This is a genomic window from Leptolyngbya sp. FACHB-671 (assembly GCF_014695745.1).
Lineage (GTDB): Bacteria > Cyanobacteriota > Cyanobacteriia > Elainellales > Elainellaceae > JAAUTN01.
In genome coordinates this window covers 16891-34799 of the sequence record NZ_JACJOV010000133.1, presented here as the reverse complement: position 1 = coordinate 34799, position 17909 = coordinate 16891, and the positions used below count along the sequence as shown (strand labels likewise).

17 protein-coding genes are annotated in these 17909 nt (G+C 49.0%); 8 read left to right on the top strand and 9 right to left on the bottom strand.

What is annotated here, in order from left to right; genetic code table 11:
• Nucleotides 1-219 precede the first annotated feature (219 nt).
• Both H6F93_RS35360 and H6F93_RS20040 read right to left on the bottom strand, forming a co-directional pair.
• A complete protein-coding gene (locus tag H6F93_RS35360; protein WP_190643993.1) occupies nt 220-1281 on the bottom strand; it encodes a helix-turn-helix domain-containing protein in 1062 nt (353 codons plus the stop codon).
• A 945-nt stretch (nt 1282-2226) separates the two neighbouring features.
• Nucleotides 2227-3093: a pentapeptide repeat-containing protein gene (locus H6F93_RS20040; RefSeq protein ID WP_190643992.1), complete on the bottom strand. Its 867-nt coding sequence runs from the start codon at nt 3091-3093 to the stop codon at nt 2227-2229.
• 230 nt (nt 3094-3323) lie between these two features.
• Between H6F93_RS20040 and H6F93_RS20035 the strand changes: the two genes are divergently transcribed.
• Both H6F93_RS20035 and H6F93_RS20030 read left to right on the top strand, forming a co-directional pair.
• On the top strand, nt 3324-5159 hold the full coding sequence (locus H6F93_RS20035) for a hypothetical protein (RefSeq protein WP_190684372.1): 1836 nt from the start codon (nt 3324-3326) through the stop codon (nt 5157-5159).
• 128 nt (nt 5160-5287) lie between these two features.
• Nucleotides 5288-5941, top strand: coding sequence for a lipase family alpha/beta hydrolase (locus H6F93_RS20030; RefSeq protein ID WP_190684369.1), 654 nt, complete (start codon nt 5288-5290; stop codon nt 5939-5941).
• Here H6F93_RS20030 and H6F93_RS20025 read toward each other — a convergent pair.
• Together H6F93_RS20025 and H6F93_RS20020 are read right to left on the bottom strand one after the other, a co-directional pair.
• Entirely contained in the window at nt 5895-6326 is a 432-nt protein-coding gene (locus H6F93_RS20025) for a VOC family protein (RefSeq protein ID WP_190684366.1), read from the bottom strand. The genes H6F93_RS20030 and H6F93_RS20025 overlap by 47 nt on opposite strands.
• Before the next feature lie 18 nt (nt 6327-6344).
• Nucleotides 6345-7232 (bottom strand): DUF1963 domain-containing protein, encoded by an 888-nt coding sequence (locus H6F93_RS20020; RefSeq protein WP_190684364.1) that lies wholly within the window; start codon nt 7230-7232, stop codon nt 6345-6347.
• 92 nt (nt 7233-7324) lie between these two features.
• Between H6F93_RS20020 and H6F93_RS20015 the strand changes: the two genes are divergently transcribed.
• On the top strand, nt 7325-8107 hold the full coding sequence (locus tag H6F93_RS20015; protein ID WP_190684359.1) for a TIGR00297 family protein: 783 nt from the start codon (nt 7325-7327) through the stop codon (nt 8105-8107).
• Between the two features lie 57 nt (nt 8108-8164).
• The gene (locus tag H6F93_RS20010) at nt 8165-9691 is read left to right on the top strand and encodes a thioredoxin-like domain-containing protein (protein ID WP_190684355.1); all 1527 of its coding nucleotides are present in this window, start codon (nt 8165-8167) and stop codon (nt 9689-9691) included.
• Nucleotides 9692-9743: 52 nt separating this feature from the next.
• Here the strand turns inward: H6F93_RS20010 and H6F93_RS20005 are convergent, their stop codons facing one another.
• Both H6F93_RS20005 and H6F93_RS20000 read right to left on the bottom strand, forming a co-directional pair.
• Complete coding sequence (locus H6F93_RS20005; protein WP_199313847.1) at nt 9744-10040, bottom strand: hypothetical protein; 297 nt, start codon at nt 10038-10040, stop codon at nt 9744-9746.
• 99 nt (nt 10041-10139) lie between these two features.
• The gene (locus tag H6F93_RS20000; RefSeq protein WP_199313846.1) at nt 10140-10661 is read right to left on the bottom strand and encodes a DUF1643 domain-containing protein; all 522 of its coding nucleotides are present in this window, start codon (nt 10659-10661) and stop codon (nt 10140-10142) included.
• A 136-nt stretch (nt 10662-10797) separates the two neighbouring features.
• On the opposite strand from H6F93_RS20000, the gene H6F93_RS19995 reads away from it, so the two are divergent.
• Nucleotides 10798-11667 (top strand): DUF4349 domain-containing protein, encoded by an 870-nt coding sequence (locus H6F93_RS19995; RefSeq protein WP_190684352.1) that lies wholly within the window; start codon nt 10798-10800, stop codon nt 11665-11667.
• On the opposite strand, the gene H6F93_RS19990 is transcribed toward H6F93_RS19995, so the two are convergent.
• Complete coding sequence (locus tag H6F93_RS19990; protein ID WP_190684349.1) at nt 11651-11920, bottom strand: hypothetical protein; 270 nt, start codon at nt 11918-11920, stop codon at nt 11651-11653. The two genes, H6F93_RS19995 and H6F93_RS19990, sit on opposite strands and share 17 nt — an antisense overlap.
• A 141-nt stretch (nt 11921-12061) precedes the next feature.
• On the opposite strand from H6F93_RS19990, the gene H6F93_RS19985 reads away from it, so the two are divergent.
• Complete coding sequence (locus H6F93_RS19985; RefSeq protein ID WP_190684346.1) at nt 12062-12967, top strand: double zinc ribbon and FHA domain-containing protein; 906 nt, start codon at nt 12062-12064, stop codon at nt 12965-12967.
• A 204-nt stretch (nt 12968-13171) separates the two neighbouring features.
• Nucleotides 13172-15301 (top strand): serine/threonine phosphatase, encoded by a 2130-nt coding sequence (locus tag H6F93_RS19980; protein WP_190684343.1) that lies wholly within the window; start codon nt 13172-13174, stop codon nt 15299-15301.
• Nucleotides 15302-15458: 157 nt separating this feature from the next.
• On the opposite strand, the gene H6F93_RS19975 is transcribed toward H6F93_RS19980, so the two are convergent.
• Nucleotides 15459-15695 carry a DUF4327 family protein gene (locus tag H6F93_RS19975; protein ID WP_242043536.1) on the bottom strand — a complete coding sequence of 79 codons (237 nt, stop codon included), beginning with the start codon at nt 15693-15695 and terminating at the stop codon, nt 15459-15461.
• A gap of 480 nt (nt 15696-16175) precedes the next feature.
• Between H6F93_RS19975 and rpsD the strand changes: the two genes are divergently transcribed.
• On the top strand, nt 16176-16784 hold the full coding sequence (gene rpsD, locus H6F93_RS19970; protein WP_190684338.1) for a 30S ribosomal protein S4: 609 nt from the start codon (nt 16176-16178) through the stop codon (nt 16782-16784).
• Nucleotides 16785-16921: 137 nt separating this feature from the next.
• On the opposite strand, the gene moaA is transcribed toward rpsD, so the two are convergent.
• Nucleotides 16922-17908, bottom strand: a complete 987-nt coding sequence (moaA, locus tag H6F93_RS19965; RefSeq protein WP_190684581.1) for a GTP 3',8-cyclase MoaA — start codon at nt 17906-17908, stop codon at nt 16922-16924.
• Nucleotide 17909: the final 1 nt, after the last annotated feature.

Below are 17909 nucleotides of genomic sequence, written 5' to 3'. Positions count from 1 at the left end.
TTAGGCGTTAAAACGATCGCCCTAGCAGCATACCGCTTCAGCAATACCAGCGTCTAGGTAAGCGAAGTAGGAAGCCAAAATCTCCCAATGTCGCCTTGACAAGTTGTCCAGCAACCTCACAGCCATCATAACCCAGAGTCATCCTAAGACCGGAAGAAGCGCCAGGTGTTAGGGGGCTTCACCCCCCATCAGCGAATAGCTACTGTGTTGAGAATGAACCTAGAATGGCATCGTTTCTGGTGGAGCTAGATCTGTTCCGGCGATCGCCCCTGCCCCACTTGCTCTCATTCCTGGAATCACGTCCAGCCGCTGATTTCGACTAGTCGTTTGAGCGAGTTCCTGTGAGGAGTCCGGCTCAGGGTTAAATGCCCCATCCGGGAAAGGCTGCTGAGCCATCCATGCTAGTCCTCCTACGGCTCCTGCCATCAATGCTGCATATCCAAAATATAGGTGGACAGGACGCAAGCAGGAAGACGTTTCGTCTGAAATTTGCCAGGAGGGAAGCACCGTCTTAGCGGTGTCAGGAGCTGGCAAAGCCTCCGCCATGGTTGCCCCATCTAGCTCTAAAGCATCTCCCACACGTCGAATAAAACCGCGCACATAAACGTCTTCGGGCAATTGCTCAACCTGACCGTCTTCCAATGCCTTGAGTTGATGAATTGGAATCCAGGTAAGGCTATGAAGTTGGTTAAGAGAAAGAGATTTAGCTTGACGGGCATGGCGCAGTTCTTGACCAATTTGTCGCACTAAAATCTCGCGCGGTGGGCTAGAAGGCTGAGCGGTCGCATCAGGCTTACTGGGATCAACCTTCGCCAAGATGCCAGCACGCGATCGCTTTGATTTTGAACGCAGTTCTGCCTTTGGCGAAATTGCCAAACCACTCGACGAAGCTACCTCAGACTTTTCACGCAAGTTTGAGATGGCTTGAGGAATACTATCTTGGATAGGCTCTTGGGCAGAGGAAATGCCCTCCTGCTGGCTTAACAGGCTAGCAGCATGTTGTACCTCCGACTGATTGGCAGTTGCAGGTACCTGATATTGTTTGACAAGCTGACGGAGAGCTAAACGAATTGCCTCTCTGCAAGCTGATTTGATCAGTGCTTGAGGACCTTCGATCGCCTCTCCTACAGTTTTTTGTAAGCTCGACAAAGCCCGACGGTAGGTTTCACTGTGATAAAGCTCGGCTTCGACTTGGTTGAAGATGGTCCTTAACTTTTCTTGTGAAAGTGCAATTCTTGTATTCTCAGCCCCTTCAAGGCAGTAGGTAGGTGTTAGTGCCACGATTCTCTTATCTCCGTTGCTCAATCAAACAGCGTGTAAAGTCAGGCAACATAGGCTGAGACGGAAGCACAACTCCAGACTCCCCCCTCAATCCTGCGAAATCTTCTTAATTAGCCAATTTCCAGGACTCCCAGGTTGTCGTATCACTTTTCCTACGGATTGGTAGCAATTCCGGAATCAAAAGCAGAAATCTGGAACTTTGCCCCAGGTAACGGAGTTGCTGCAGAAAGGCTTGGCGCAGCACCCCCCTTAAAAGCAAAAAGGGGACGTATTGCGCCCCCTCCCTATTTATTTATGTTCATGAATTATTTCTATTCATGAGGTAAGTAATGCTTTTGGTAGAAGCGGGTTCAAATCGAAACGCCCTATTCTAGATACGAACAGGAGATGTTAATGGATGAGTGGGCGTTTAAGTAACCTTTAGCTACGAAAATGCTCTTCCGGCCGGTAGGCGTTTTGCAAACAGCGTTCCAGGTGGCGAATGTTGTGAGAATACCAAAATCTTCGAGGACGGAGGATTAGTGGTTTCTGAGCGCTGAACAGCGGCTGGTTGAGATAGCTCCACAATGGGAAGTGATTCCTATTAGGTTTACGATTCATAGCTAATGGATGTGAGAAGAGAAGAGATAAGAGGGGATCAGTCTTTGGGTCTGCACTAGAACGTGCGACTTAATGACCTAGTATAATCGTGCCCAAATCTACTGCAAAATTTCTCAAACTCAGAAGGTGCTATTCTGTCTGCTTTCGACGAAATTGTGCGTTGCTATTTGGAACGAGGGGCGATCGCAGGTAAATCTGTAGTCGCCCTTCTTAGTCTTACTGCGTGAGATTGAGCAGAACGTAATTTTTAGGTGGAAATATGAGTACCTTCATCCAAAAATTACATTTCAACAGCCGTTGATTCCTGATCGACAGGCGGCAAAGTTCAAGAAACCATGACTAAAATTAGTCTCTGACAGTGCCATCTGGCATAATAGTCCGGCTTAAATCAGCCCCTTCCAGGACAGTTTCTTCTAAATGAGCATCCTGTAAATTTGCGTCACTCAAGTTAGCTCCCTCCAAAGTTGCCTGTTGTAGGTCAGCCCCGCTTAAGTTGGCATTACTAAGATTAGCTCCACTCAGCTTGGCACGCGGAAGTTTTGCTCCCAATAGATTAGCCTGATTTAGATTAGCGCTAGACAAGTTGGCGTCGCTTAAGTCAGCCCGATTTAACCGAGCGCTAGTTAAGTTAGCTTCACTCAGGTTGGTTCCACTGAGGTTGGCGTTGAGCAATCTGGCATTGTTTAAGTTGGCGCTGGTTAGGTTTGCCTGCTTTAAATCAGCCCGACTCAACTCAGAGCGACTTAACTCGGCTTGGCTTAGGTTAGCGCTGCTTAAGTTGGCGCTGCTTAGGTCAACTCCAAGCAAAACAGCGTTTTGCAAGTTTGCTTCACTCAGATCAGCACTGCTTAAATCTGCTCGGTTGAGCCGGACTTCGCTGAGGTTGGCATAACAGAGGATTGCACCGCTCAAATAAGCGGCAAGTAAGTTGGCGCTGCTCAAGTTGGCATTGCTTAAGTTTGCCTGATTTAAGTCAACTCCACTGAGGTCGGCACCGCTAAAGTCAGTACTGTGCAGGTCGGCCTTGCTGAGGTCGGCACCGCTGAAGTCTGAGTTTTGCAGATTGGCTCCACTGAGGTCAGCCCCAGCAAGTTTGCTTTTGCTCAGGTCGCAACTGCTAAAGTCAAGAGTCACTTGTGGATTTTCTTGTCGCCACTGATTCCAGCGACCGACATCTTGTTTGAGTAGAGTGAGTTGTTCCTCATTTGCCATAGCAAGCGTTTCCTAAAACCTGGCGCTGATTCTACAGAGGCATGATAGCCAACTTCAACGAGGGGGGTTGCCTTCCTTTTAAGACTATACGCAGACGGTGATATTTCTCCACGTAAATCACGATTGCTGTAACACGCGGTCAATCCTGTGCTAGAAATTATTTCAGTTTGCGATCGCCCGCACCGGGTTGGAAGCTTAAGCCAGGATTGCAGTGCTTCAGGGAGAGAGTTGTGAATCCAAAAAATATCTTGCTGCTGTCTGGAGCTTCGGTCGCGCTGTTAGTTCCCCCAGCGATCGCCAACCAGCCCACCGAATCGATCCCCAATTCATCTCCTGCTATCGAAACCGATTTACAGACACCCGGATCGATTGTGGTGGAAGTGCAGGTTGCTCAGCCAGAGCAAATAGTGGAGGCAGTGGAGGAAATCGCCCCAGTTGCTCCTGTGCCTTCCGTCAGCCCTCCAGAGCCATTTGCTCCAGATTTTTCTGCGCCTGCACCGGAAGCGATCGCCCCTACTTCCCCTGAGCCCTTAGAAACAGAGATTGAGTCTATTCCAGTTGCTGCTCGAGCCGATGAAATAGTTGCCTCTCCATCAGAGGAGCCACTAGAGCTGGATGAGAAATTGGACAAATCGGTTGCTGCTGTAGCTGAAGCAAGTCCTATTTCCCCCGCAGCTTCCTCTGAACCGATTGAGTTAATTGAGACAGTTGAAGAAACTGAGTCAACTGAAGAATTGGATGAGCCAACTGAAAATCCTTCATTTGAGGCGATCGCTCCCAATGCAGAATTCCCTAATGAACACTCTGAGAATTTGCCTGTTGAGTCGCCAAGTGAATCAAGTAATCAATCAGACCACGAATCAGATCGTGAGTTGTTCAATGAATCTTTGAATCAGTCTGAAAATGAATGGACCGAGAATTCTCCTCGTCTCTATGGAGCGTCTGAAGCAGAAGTAAACCTGATCGAGCGGCTGGCTCAAGACGACCTTGATCACTGGACATCCGACGAGTGGATTGACCTACTGTTGTCTGAAGATGACCTAACAGAAGAAGTTCCTGGGGATGGAGATGACTTATCTACTGATCCCGCAGTCCCAGAATCGAATCAGGAGACAGAACTTTCTCAAACACAACTTGAAGCGGCACAACCCGATCTACCAAGGGATGTCACCTTAGATTCTGATCCCCATTTGCCTGAGTCCGATGCACCACAAACACTTAACCCAGCTAGTACTGCTTCAGCTAGTGCCAATACCAATAGTATCGATAATAATTTGGATACAAGCTTTGCTAATGAAGCTGAAACAGCACCGAGATATCGTTTGGTAGTAGACGATCGCGTCATCCTCAACGTCGAGCCCTACCGCTTCGATTGGAAGCCATCTTATAATTCTGACTCAATTCGTAAGCAAAAACTGAGAGGGCGATCGCCCGCCGTCAGTCCAACTTCTCAAACTGCCATCAGTGCAGGCATTGGCTTTAATTTACGAGTATCTAACCGGGCACAGTTGCAGTTCGCTTACGGTGCCCAACATGCAAATGAGTTGGAGCCAAAGTCAAAACCAAGTCCGTCTGTCCAACCAGCAACGGAAACGCCCATTTCTGCTCAGGGTGTAAAAGTAGGGCTAACTAGGGCAGATCAGCCAATCAAGACAAACAATTTGATTGAGAAAACCGAGAAAGCCGATTTAGTAGAAAGAATTAAACCAGTAGAAGGAAGTAGTCCCGTCAGGGAGACTACCAGTTCCAGCACTTCTACTAATCAATCCACTAATCCTGTTAAAGAAATTCAGTTTGTTCCTCTCAAAACAGAAAAGACTAACGTTGCGAGTGAGTTGAGCAAACCCGCCTTCAGTTTCAACCGTTCTTTTGAATGGCGGATTGCCCCTACCGTTGTTTTGAATACTTGGGGTGGCTTGACCGTTAATCCCTTGCCGCCAGAATCTCCCATTCTTTCTTTGACCTATTTGTTTTACCTGGGCTTTCCTGATCCCCTTGACCAGGAAGGCGATCGCCTAGTTTTCATGGCTGGGCAACCCTCCCGTTCAACAGATGACAGAGAGTAGGGCAAGGGAGTACGTGATTACCTCCGCCTTATTTCGTCCTTCCCCTATGCCATTGCAGCAGGTGTCCTCCCAAAGACATAGAAGCGATCACCGCTGTCTAAGCTAGAGATACATCACTCCACTTTCCCATGAGCAACTCCCCCTCTCGCAATCCGGTTTTGCTAATCCACGGCATTGACGACACTGCTATCTTGTTCAACCGCATGACCTCCTATCTTCACCAAGGAGGTTGGGCAGTTCACAGCCTGGACTTGATCCCCAATAATGGCAGCGTCGGGTTAGACAGACTAGCTCATCAGGTTGCAAATTACATTGAGCAAAACTTTGCGCCCGACCAGCCAATTGACCTGATTGGATTTAGCATGGGTGGGATTGTCAGCCGCTATTACGTGCAGCGTTTGGGTGGAATTGACCGCGTGCAGCGATTTGTCACAATTTCGTCTCCTCACAATGGCACCTGGACAGCTTACTTTCGCCCCAACCTGGGCGGCAACCAGATGCAGCGAAATAGCGCCTTCTTGTATGACCTAAATCAAGACGTGGCAGCGCTGGCACAAATCAACTTCACCTCGATCTGGACACCGATGGATCTAATGATCTTGCCTGCCGTGAGTTCCAGACTGCCCGTTGGTCGTGAAGTGATCCTCTCTGTTCCCAGTCATCCTCAGATGGTGACAGATGTTAGATGCCTGAAAGCTGTTGCAGATGCTTTGTCAGAACCGCTGCAAGTGTTGCCTAGCCCAGATCTCCGACTTGAGCAAATGTTGCCTCTCCAAAAATAGCGCTGGGATGACAGTAAAACTTAAACTCCAGCAGGTTGTAGAACGGATCTTCTAAAAAGAAAGTGCAGTGTTCTAGGGGTGAATCAATAAATCTGCGCTTGGGCTGTTGATGAAACTTCAGCCCTTTGTGTTGCGCTCTTTCTAACAACGTTTCCCAGTCCGCTTCAGCAGTAAACACTAAGCCAAAATGTCTGGGGTAAATTCCCTTTTGCGGCATCAGCGGTTCCTGCGTTACCTGTGCCACAATTTGGTGTCCGTGGAGATTGAGGATGAGCGATCGCCCCCCTTCCCGCCCTGGCTCACAGCCCAATCCATCCACATAAAACTCCCTGGTCTGTTCCAAGTTGCTCACCGGAAAAGCCAGGTGAAATAAAGTCTGTTGCATAACACCCTCGTTTACGCCTCATGTGAATTGACAGAAAAAAGTAACCTGTTCTCGATGCCCCGGACATTGCACTAAATATCCAACGCCCAAACCATCATGAGGATAAGGAAAATTTGTGCCGTGACTCCACTCAAGCTGAAAAATAAGCTGATTCATGGCTTGATTACAGATCGGACAGGAAAGATAATCAACAGCCTGCGCCCAACCGACCCAACCACCTAACTTATCTCCGGCTTGAGGATGTAGCTCGCTTTGGAGTAAAAGCTCGATTTCCTGGTCATTCAAAGCAATACCAAAAGTTTCAAGCTCTTCAATGTTTGGATATTCCTGACTTTCCTGCCAACCAACGATTTGTTTTGCAGGAAAATTCTCCTCCATTGCAGGCACCGGAACATCTGCTGAACCTTCTTGTGGCTGAACAATTCTAGTTAGTTGACTGCTAGAAAACGCTTCGCAAGCCCACATCCGACAAGGGCGAATTTCTGGAATTGAGGTTTCTGTCGCGTCGGAAACATCCAAATCAAAAGTGTCAACAACCGTTTCACTCATGTCGGTTGTGTAGGCAACGATTTGAAACTCGGAACGAACGCTACTGGAGAGTACTGAGATATATTCGCCTGTGTGAATCTCAAAATCGCTTTCACAACAAAAGAGTTGCAACAAACCTTCCCCAAACTGCTGATTCAAGGAAACAGGTAACGCTTGGAGATTGAGCTGAAGCACAAGCCGCATTGGGTTCTGGCAATTGGGACAGGTCGGCCAAATTTCGCCTGGAGTCAACCACACCTTCCCTGATGTTTTGGAGGCATCAACCGGACTTTCCCCAACCTGAATAATTGGTTTCCAGGTCAATCGCCTTAACCCTGCCAGTTTTGCTTCCACGTTATTTAAAGTAAGATCACCCATCTCCCGATAACATGGCTACTGGATACTTCAACCTATGGTAGCTTTTCGTAAAAATTCGATAGAAAATTGCTCCAATCCCCTACCCCAACGCCATGCCCTCCTACCTCACTCCCCTTACTCCCTGGCTAATTGGAATTGGACTAAATACAGTTTTGCTGGCGATCGCCTATTTTGCCCCCAAAAAGCTCCTGACCCCAGCGGGATACATTCACGCCTGGATTTTGGGAGTCATTCTCTGGGGAACGTTGGGCTGGCGAGGTTACGTAGTGATGATGTTCTACTTCCTGGTTGGCTCTGCCGTGACACGAATCGGCATGGCAAAAAAAGAAGCGGCGGGCATTGCCGAAAAGCGATCGGGGGCACGCGGACCAGAAAACGTTTGGGGATCTGCCCTGACGGGTACGGTTTGTGCCCTGGCTGCCTATGCACTCAGCTTTAGCGGATCGGCGGAGCTACAAACATTCATTCCCCTGCTGCTGTTGGGATATGTTGCCAGTCTCAGTACCAAACTTTCGGACACCTCTGCTAGTGAGGTTGGCAAAGCTTACGGTAAGCACACCTTTTTGATTACCACGCTCAAACCCGTGCCACCTGGAACTGAGGGAGCGGTTAGCCTGGAAGGAACGCTGGCAGGTGTAGTCGCTTCGGTGGCGATCGCTCTAATCGGTTGGGCAGTCAATCTGATCAATCCGCTAGGTGTGCTGCTGTGCGTGATTGCGGCCTTCATCGCCACCAATTTAGAAAGCGTGATCGGTGCAACCCTGCAATCCAAGTTTGACTGGTTGACGAATGAAGTAGTCAACATTCTGAATACCCTGATTGGAGCGATCGCCGCCATCCTATTGGCTTTAAGCATTAGGGCGATCGCCTTGTAGAGAGGCAACAAATTACGTCTCCCTAGTGCCAATCCTTCTCACCCCAAAGGAATTTTTATGCAGCGCGATCGCGTTCGAGCACCAGAATTACCCCAAGACTATCCCTGGTTGAATAGCGATCGCCCCCTTGCGCTCAAAGCATTGCGGGGCAGAGTTGTTCTATTAGATTTCTGGACGTATTGCTGCATCAACTGCCTGCACGTTCTGCCAGATTTGAAATATTTGGAGCAAAAATACAAAGATTGCCTCACCGTCATTGGCGTTCACTCTGCCAAATTTGACCACGAAAAGGATGTAGAGAACGTGCGTCAGGCAATTCTGCGCCATGACATTGAGCATCCAGTGCTGTTAGACCAAGACTTCAATGTTTGGCAACAGTACGCAGTTCGAGCCTGGCCAACGTTGATGGTAATTGACCCAACTGGATATGTGGTTGGCTCCGTTTCAGGTGAGGGACATCGGCAAGCGCTCGACGACCTGATTGAGCAGATGATCCAGGAGCATCGCCAAAAAGGAACCGTTAATTTTGAGAAATTGAGCTTAGTGCTGGAGAAGGAGCGATCGCCCCTCACCACCCCACTTGCCTTTCCCGGAAAAGTTTTAGCAGACGCAGCTAGCGATACCCTCTTCATCGCTGATTCTGGATATCACCGCCTTGTTGTCACCAGCCTTGATGGAGCCATCAAACACACCATTGGCACTGGAACAGTGGGACTGCAAGACGGCAGCTTTGCCGATGCTCAGTTTGCTTCACCCCAAGGCATGGCGTGGGATGCAGAAACTCAGCTTCTCTACGTTGCAGACACAGAGAATCACGCAATTCGCCAGGTTGACTTCCAGCACCAAACCGTTCTTACCCTGGCAGGAACTGGAGAACAAAGCCGCAACATCCGTCCTCACAGCGGCATTGGGCTAAAAACTGCCCTAAATTCTCCCTGGGATTTGGTCAAACTGGGTAATCATTTGTTTATTGCAATGGCAGGTTCACACCAGATTTGGCAAATGAATCTGGAAAGCGGCATCGTCAGTACCTACGCAGGCACAGGAGCCGAATCTTGCGTAGATGGGCTAGTCAACGATGCCGTTTTTGCACAACCCAGCGGCATTGCAACTGATGGGCAGGAACTTTATGTGGCAGATAGTGAATCCAGTTCAATTCGGGCGATCGGTTTAGCTGAAATGCCCAAAGTGCGAACTGTTTGCGGTAGTGGAGAACTGTTTGGCTTTGGTGATGTCGATGGGAAGGGCACAGAAGCCAGACTGCAACACTGCTTAGGGGTGGAGACTGGAACCAACGGACAGCTTTGGATCGCTGACACCTACAACCACAAAATTAAGCAGGTCGATTTACAAACCGGATTTTGTCGAACCGTTTTGGGGAATGGCGAGGCTGGGCTGAGGGATGGAGAGGCGATCGCCACCCAATTCTCAGAACCCTCAGGCTTAAGCTTCGCTGGAAACTTCTTATACATTGCCGACACCAACAACCACGCTATCCGCCGCGTTGCGCTCGATACTCTGACTGTGAGTACCCTCTCTTTCGCTGGACTCTGTGCCCCTAACGTTTGCTTTCCGGCAAGCTAGAAAAAACGGGAGAGGGCTTAAGCCCTCTCCCGTTTTTTAGTTGGAAGCGATGTTAGTTGGGACAGCTAGGAAGCGATCGCCCACCATACTCACAATCAAAATAATTCAGCGCATCCCGGCTTGATTCAAAACTGCCTGATTGAAAATGACTGCCATTAGGATAGCTGCGCCGACTCCAGATTTTTAGGTAGTACTGAGTACCGTCATCCGTTCTCCAAAGTTGATAGGCGTAGTTGCCACCTGTGCCATTGCTAACCCGAAAGTCAGCTAGTGCTGCTCTCGTAGTCAACAAAATTGTAGTCATTGCCAAAATCGAACCAAACGCAAGCATTAATTTTTTCTGACTCATTGGGAAAATGCTTAGATACAGGCTGAATGTCTGCATCTAGATTGCCCAAGCTCCTGCCTAGATTAGAGAAAGTTGCGTTAAAGCGGCTTGAAGAAATCGTCAAGATTGAAAAGGCATAGGATAAGTATCACTTCTTACATAGAGCGGATGGCGTGGCTGTCCTGATCGATTGACACTCAGACAGCAAACATGGCGATGCTCAGAGACTAACTGCAAAACAGCTTGATCTCGTTGGTTCAAGCTACCCCAGTTACCCCATGCCACAACCAGCATTTCAGCAGTTTGCATGGCTGCATTCAGATAACGGTCATTTTTGTCCCCAATTGGGTCAGTTGCTTGCAGCAAATCCTTCAAGTGCGTTGCACGATAGGCAAACAGATTGACCACTTCCAAACAGCCATACCCCCAGAACTGAGCAAAACTGATGCAGCGGCGAATCGTTGGATCGTTCTTTTCAGCATCTGCGGAACTAGGGTTCAGCATGATGAATCCAACCTTTGGTGCGTTTGCATCCCATTCTCGCCATAGGGAATAGCGGTAGGTGCCTGTGGGGTCGAAGGTTGCTCCTGTTTTAAGCTGCACTGGAGGGGTGGAGGGATAGGCGTGTTTCTTAAATTGCAACTATCCAAATTTTGGCATTGGAAATAGTCATACTCGCAGCATTCAACTTTGAAGCTTAAGGAAATTAGCTACAGTGAACGACTCTAAATACTTGCTCAGGCGAGGTTTGCTTGGTGTAGCTCTGTGTGGAGGTGCAATGCTAGTTGGTTGTGCTAGCTCTCCCTTGCCTGCGGGTGATTCAACGGCGAGTGCCCCAGCTTCAACGGGAACTCCAATGGCAGGGCAAAATTTTGCTGAAACAGCCGACGTAGCGGCAGCACCTGTGGTTGCTGAAGTGCCGCGACTGCTTCCTCAAATGATCAAAACGGCAGACATTACAGTTGTGGTGGATGCAGTGGATGAGAGCCTTCAACGGGCAACGGCGATCGCTCAACAGCAGCAAGGCGATATATTAGGTTTACAAAACCAGACTCCGCCCAATGACTACTACCGCCACACCGCTTCACTTCAAATGCGAGTGCCTCAAGAGCGGCTAGAGCTAACTTTAGAGGCACTCGGCGAATTGGGAACTGTACAGCGGCAGTCCATTACGGCTGAAGATGTCTCAACCCAGCTTGTAGATTTTCAGGCGCGGCTAAGAAACCTGCGAAAGTCAGAGGAAATGCTGCTGCAAATTATGGAGCGATCGGGCGACCTCGGTGAAGTGCTGAAGGTCGCTCAAGAACTCAGCACAATTCGCAACTCGGTTGAGCAGATCGACGCTCAGCTTAGCAGCCTGCAAAATCGGGTAGCATATTCAACCATCAACTTGAGCTTAGAAGGGGCAATCGCCGATGCTCCAGCTCAGCGGGCGCTCGGCATCCAGCTTCGGGAAACCTGGGAAAGCGCCTCTCACTCAATGGGCAAGCTGACAGTTGATTTCATTCAGCTCAGCATTTGGCTAGCGGTTTATAGCCCCTATCTTTTGATCTTTGCAGGAGCCACTGTTTGGGGATATCGCCACTTAAAACAGCAGCGATCGCACTCTGCTCCTGCTACCTCAGAAGCAACTACGCGAAACACTTAACTCGGTGCCAGTTCTTGTCTTCATCCTGGCAATAGTAGCAACCTTCCCACCAAGTACACTGAATATAGGAATCGTCCACCATGCGGCTTTTAGCTGGCTGCTCATTGCTCAACACATTAACAACTTCATCCTTCCGATCAGCCGCTTTAGCTGCAATGCTATCTAGCGTCTTTTTCAGAGATTCAGGAATTGCATTGTCCTCAATTGCTAAGTTTTCCTGCTTTACCTTGATTTGCTTTATATCTGGTTTCATCTCTGATAGATCTCCCTCTATCATTGTCATCATTTCATTACTACCTACCACGGTTCTAGCGGATCAACCGCACTGTTTGGGATATTCTCAACTTTATTTAAGGTCAACGTAGGCAAAACTCTCAGAAACTTGACGTTTTTTATGATTACTTGTCCAAATTGCGCCCACGCCAATCCAGAAACGGCAACAGAATGCGAGGCTTGCTATACGCCTTTACCAGCGCTGATTTCCTGCCCTAACTGCAGCGCTAGAGTGTCAGCAGCGGCTCACTTTTGTGGGCAATGTGGACACGACTTGCACCAGAGCGAATCTCAGGGACAGCTTCCAGTGCAGCCTCCGGCACCGCCATCTCAACCGCTTGCTCCTACCATAATTGGAAATACAGGAGAAATTGAGAATACAGGAGACGAAACTTCTATGCCTCAGCATCCTGTTCCACCTGACCCTGTCTCTTTGCCACCAGATGTTCCTCCTGCGTTAGCTGGGACTTCAATGTCCTCGACGGAAGCACCGGGGTCTGAGGCTCCTGATCCGCTATCACCCGCTGCACAGATGGAACCTGCCGTATCTCAAAATTCTTCTGACTTGCCTCCCATTATTTCCGGCAGTGCCGATTCTGGTCAGGCTGCTGGCAGTGCTTCCGCCCCTGATGTCACTCAACCGCCATCTCCAGCGGCTGCGGGTAGTAGAGTTCCAGATACTAGCACTCGGCTCCAGCAAACGGCTGCTCGTTTGTTTCACGTTCAAAGCAACAGCGTGATTGAGTTGCCACTTCACGTCAACGTCATTCACATCGGTAAGCCCAATGGTCAGATTCCACCCGATATTGATCTGTCAGGCATGACCGACTCCGATATTGTGTCGCGCGTACATGCTGACATCCGGGTTGAGGGAGATATGTTCTATTTGGAAGATTTGGGCAGTTCAAATGGAACTTATGTGAACAACCTGCCGCTGCAACCGGGCGATCGCCATCGATTGCGTCCGGGCGACCGGATTTCGTTTGGTAAAGGCGATAAGGTTAGTTTCTTGTTCCAGTTTTCCTAAACCTGGGTACCCTAAAAAAAATTTACCGAATACGGGTTTTGCTTATATCGTGTAACCTGTACACAAGGCAGCTTTTAAGGCGTTTCGCAGCACTCACTGGGTGTTGTGTACTTGCTTAGGAGCCGTGCATTAAAGGGTAATGGGCTGGTATGTGTCCCCTCTGGTGCGATCGCTAGAGTAAAGAGTCCCCAAGGAAGTCTCAAGATGCTTGTTTGTCCTAACTGCCAGTTTGACAACCCTGACAGCGGGAAGTTTTGCCAAAACTGCGGGCTTTCTTTGACCGAGCGGGTCTGCCCAGTTTGCGAATCTGCAAATCTGCTCAATGTCGAAAATTGCTCACACTGTGGTGCAGTCGTTGGTACGACCTGGCAGGCAATTGTTTCTAGGTCTTTACTGGCTCAAGGTTCTGCTAGTGCAGCAGTGCAGCAGTCCACGCAAGCAGAAGTTGCTAACTCCTTGAAGTCTCTGCCAGTCGGAGCTTATCTTGACATTCAGCAGCGCTATCGACTCCTTGCGCCTCTACCAGCATCGTCAATGGCAACGGATGTAGAGGTCAGGGTACTGGACTGCCAACCGTTTCAACTTTCCCCCCTGGAAGTGTTGTTAGGCTACCCTCTAGATGAAGAATCGATCGAAGCAGAAGATTCGACTGCCACTGCTGCTGAGTCTGATTCTATTCAAGCAATTGACTTAATTGGACAATCTGAAAGTGCTGTAAAGACGGCTATTTCACCGATCGCTCAAATCTATTTAACGCTACAGGAACAGCTTTATCCCTCCTTGCCGCTGATTCATGATGCCTGGGAACGTGACGGGCAAACTGTAGTTCTGCTGGAGGATCGAACACATTTACCGCTGCTAATGGATTTGTGGAGTGATCCAAATGTGCTGCCCATTCAGGTTTTACATTGGCTCCATGAAATGACGGAACTTTGGGCCGTGTTACAGATTCAACATTGCTGTCAGAGTCTTTTGGAGCTGAACAACTTACGGGTGGATGAAGACCAGCTTTTGTGTTTGCAACGCCTGTATTTAGAGAAACCCGAAGGCCCACTGGAGCTAAAGGACTTAGGGCGGGTGTGGCTACTGTTGTTTCAGCAGTCTCAACGAACTCAGCTTGGATCTCTAGCGCAGTTGTGCCAGGATTTGGAGGTGGGGAACATCTCGGCTCTGAATGAACTGCGATCGCGTCTAGAAGCGATCGCTAACGAACTTCAGCCTGACGACCATACACCTGACTTAACGCCAAAGGCTATGCCCGAACTTCCTATCGATCCAGCTAATTCTGATGCAACACCCAGCGCGGTGGAAACCTCCCAAGGGGCTGCGTCTAACTTGAACCCTAATGCGGTTGGCGTGACGGACTTAAGCATGAACCCAGCCATACCCTCTTCAGCTGCAGATCTGAGTGATTCTGATAGCCCCACTCGGCTAGAGTTGGGTGTGCCCGACGAGGAGATTCCAGGTGACAGTGACGATGTGCCAACTGTTGTGTTGCCTATGAAGCTGATGAGCCTGGAAGATGCAGGGCGTACTGATATTGGTCGCCAGCGCGACCACAACGAAGATTATTTCAGCGTTCAAACTGAAACAGAGAAATTAGAAAGCCCAACCGGACGCACTCTGCACGCTAGAGGGCTGTACATTCTTTGCGATGGCATGGGCGGACACGCAGGGGGTGAGGTGGCAAGCGCCCTGGCTGTTGATACGCTCAGGCAATATTTTGCTGAAAACTGGCGCGACAATCAGCTACCCAACGAGGAAGCTATCCGAGCGGGCATTCACCAGGCAAACAAAGCAATCTACGACCTGAATCAGCAAAATGCTCGCTCTGGTAGCGGTCGTATGGGGACGACACTAGTTTTGGTGCTAATTCAAGATACGGAAGCAGCGATCGCCCATGTAGGAGATAGCCGCCTTTACCGCTTTAGCCGTAGACGGGGGCTAGAGCAGGTCACGGTCGATCACGAAGTTGGTCAACGAGAGATCCAGCGCGGCGTAGATCCTGCGATCGCCTATGCTCGCCCTGATGCCTATCAACTTACTCAGGCACTAGGGCCCAGAGATGAGAACTTTATCAGCCCAGATGTAGAGTTCATTGAACTCAACGAGGATTTGTTGCTAATCCTCTGCTCTGATGGCATGACAGACAACGATTTGCTCGAAACTCATTGGCGAACCCATCTTGACCCCTTGTTGAATGCTCAAACCAACCTGGAGCTGGGCGTTCAACAGTTAATTGAACTGGCAAATCAGTACAATGGGCACGACAATATTACGGTTGTGACAATTCGAGCTAAGGTACGTCCTAACCTTGAACAATTGAAGTCTTAAGATTCCTAGAATTCAGGCAAAATAAAAACCTTGGGGGAAAACAAACGTCGTTGCCCCCAAGGTTCAAATTATGTGATTGAGGTTAGGAACATTCTTGAGTGGGCGTGCAGCTTTGCTTAACTCCTCTCAAAAATTATTCCTACTAAACACGATTGCTTTAGTTGTCTTCCTCCCAAGTTTCAACCTCTATGAGGTCAATAACCGGGTCTTGCATGGAAAATTCGAAATCTTCCAGTTCTTTTTTCCAGTATGACCAGTCGTCGCCATACAGAAGGGCAATCTTCCAAATGCTGTCTGTTGGCTTTAGCAGCTTTGAGTCTACAAGCGATCGCACTTGACGCTGAAGCTTCACCATTGGGTGAGCAACTTGTTGCTCCATAACACTTTCAGGCATGATGATTGAATTTTTCAAATATCTTCAAAGAAATTGCCTAATTGAAATACAGCACCTCTGTATGCGGCTTTACGAAATGCTGTTAGGCCTAATCTCTAATATAGTAACATATCACGAAAAATCTTGCTGTTACAAATTTCAGCAGTTTTTCTGTGCGCCTTGTTACTCTGTACATTATGACATTATGCGACCGCATAATGTGGGCTTCCCAAAAAAATTAAGATGGGCTTCCCGACAAATAGGTTAACTTAAGGAAATAGCCTTAAGATATTGACTCTCCGTTGAAATGGCTGTAACGTAGGCATCCTGCCTGCTTATATAAAAGTCAGGAGAAGCTTGAGCAAGCTGTCTGTGCTAGAAGTAGATTTGCAGATTTGCTCGGCTTTTATAGCGAATAATGTCTTGTGCGGTTTCAACCTGAGATTGTTGAGGCTATAATAAGGGTTTTGGGAAGCTTTAAGGTTACAGAGGGAGAGCTAAATGTCGCGATATCGAGGTCCGCGCCTCAGAGTTGTACGCCGCCTGGGAGAATTACCAGGTCTGTCACGCAAAAGTCCTAGACGGGCATATCCACCGGGGCAACACGGACAGGCGCGGAAAAAGCGCTCGGAGTATGCAGTTCGTCTGGAGGAGAAGCAAAAGCTGCGGTTTAACTACGGTTTGACTGAGCGTCAGCTTCTTCGCTATGTGCGTAAGGCAAGACGAGCATCTGGTTCTACTGGGCAGACGCTCTTGCAACTGCTTGAAATGCGTTTGGACAATACTGTTTTTCGGATGGGTATGGCTCCTACCATTCCTGGTGCGCGACAGCTGGTCAACCACGGGCACGTCACAGTGAATGGACGGGTTGTAGACATTGCTAGCTATCAGTGCAGACCTGGAGACGTGGTCGGGGTAAGAGATCGCGATCGCTCTCGTAAATTGGTAGAGCAAAATCTCCAGTTTCCTGGCTTGGCTCACCTCCCCAGCCATTTAGAGTTTGACAAGAACAAATTTGTTGGCAAGGTCAACAATGTGGTTGAGCGGGAGTGGGTCGCTCTACAAATCAATGAACTGCTTGTGGTTGAGTACTATTCTAGACAGGCTTAATGCTGCTTCTTTAGAATGTGCTGGCTACTTAGAATATAAAAATGGGGCATGATGGTTTTCAATCTCATGCCCCATTTTTTAGTTTCAACTTTTGGGGGTGCAATTCGATATTGCGACCTGCTGAATTATCTGTGTGCTTAGCCTCCTATCTGAGACATCGTGCGAGCATAAGCTCCGCCCGTGCCGGATTCTCGCTCTTTGTAGTTGATTTCAGGTTTGGCGGACAGCAGTTGCTGCACCTGTAACCGAATTTCAGAGAGCGGGATGCCTGACCGCAGAGCCGTTTTCAAATCAAGCTGACCGATTTCATTGAGCAGGCAGGGACGAAGCCACCCGTCTGCTGATAGTCTCATGCGGTTGCAGCGATCGCAAAAACACTCGGACATCTGGCTAATGAAACCTAAAGTACCTTTTGCGCCAGGAATTTTAAAGACATCGGCGGGACCATTGCCGCAAACCGTAGCTTCAACTAACCCCCAGCGATCGCGGATTTGCTGTCGCAGTGCTTCTGAGGCAACCCAGCCTTTGTCCTGAAATAAGCCAGCATTGCCAATTGGCATGAATTCAATGAATCGGACGTGCCATTCTCGCTCGATGCTAAGGGCCGCAAGATTCGGCACTTCATGGTCATTCACTCCTGGAATAACCACTACATTCAGCTTCAGCGGGTCAAACCCAACCTGATGGGCAACCTGAATGCCCTGCCAGACTTGCTGCCAGCGCGATCGCCCTCGATTGCCTACAATTCGATCAAAGGTTTCTGGCTCTAGCGAGTCGAGGCTAATGTTGATGCGGCGTAGCCCAGCGTCGTGTAGGTCTTGGGCTAGGTCTGTCAGCAAAAATGCGTTAGTGGTCATGGAGAGATCTTGGGTTTGAGGCAGAGCAGCGATCGCCCGCACCAATTCCACCACACCCGGACGCAGCAGCGGCTCCCCTCCGGTCAAGCGAAAGCGAGTAAACCCATTGGGGATGAATACTTCACGTAGCAGCGTCAGTAACTCATCCTGACTTAAAATGTCCTGTCGTCGAACATATTCCAGTTCTGAGCCTTCAGGCATACAGTACTGACACTGAAAGTTGCAGCGGTCAATCAGACTAATGCGAAGATAATCGACCTGGTTCAAC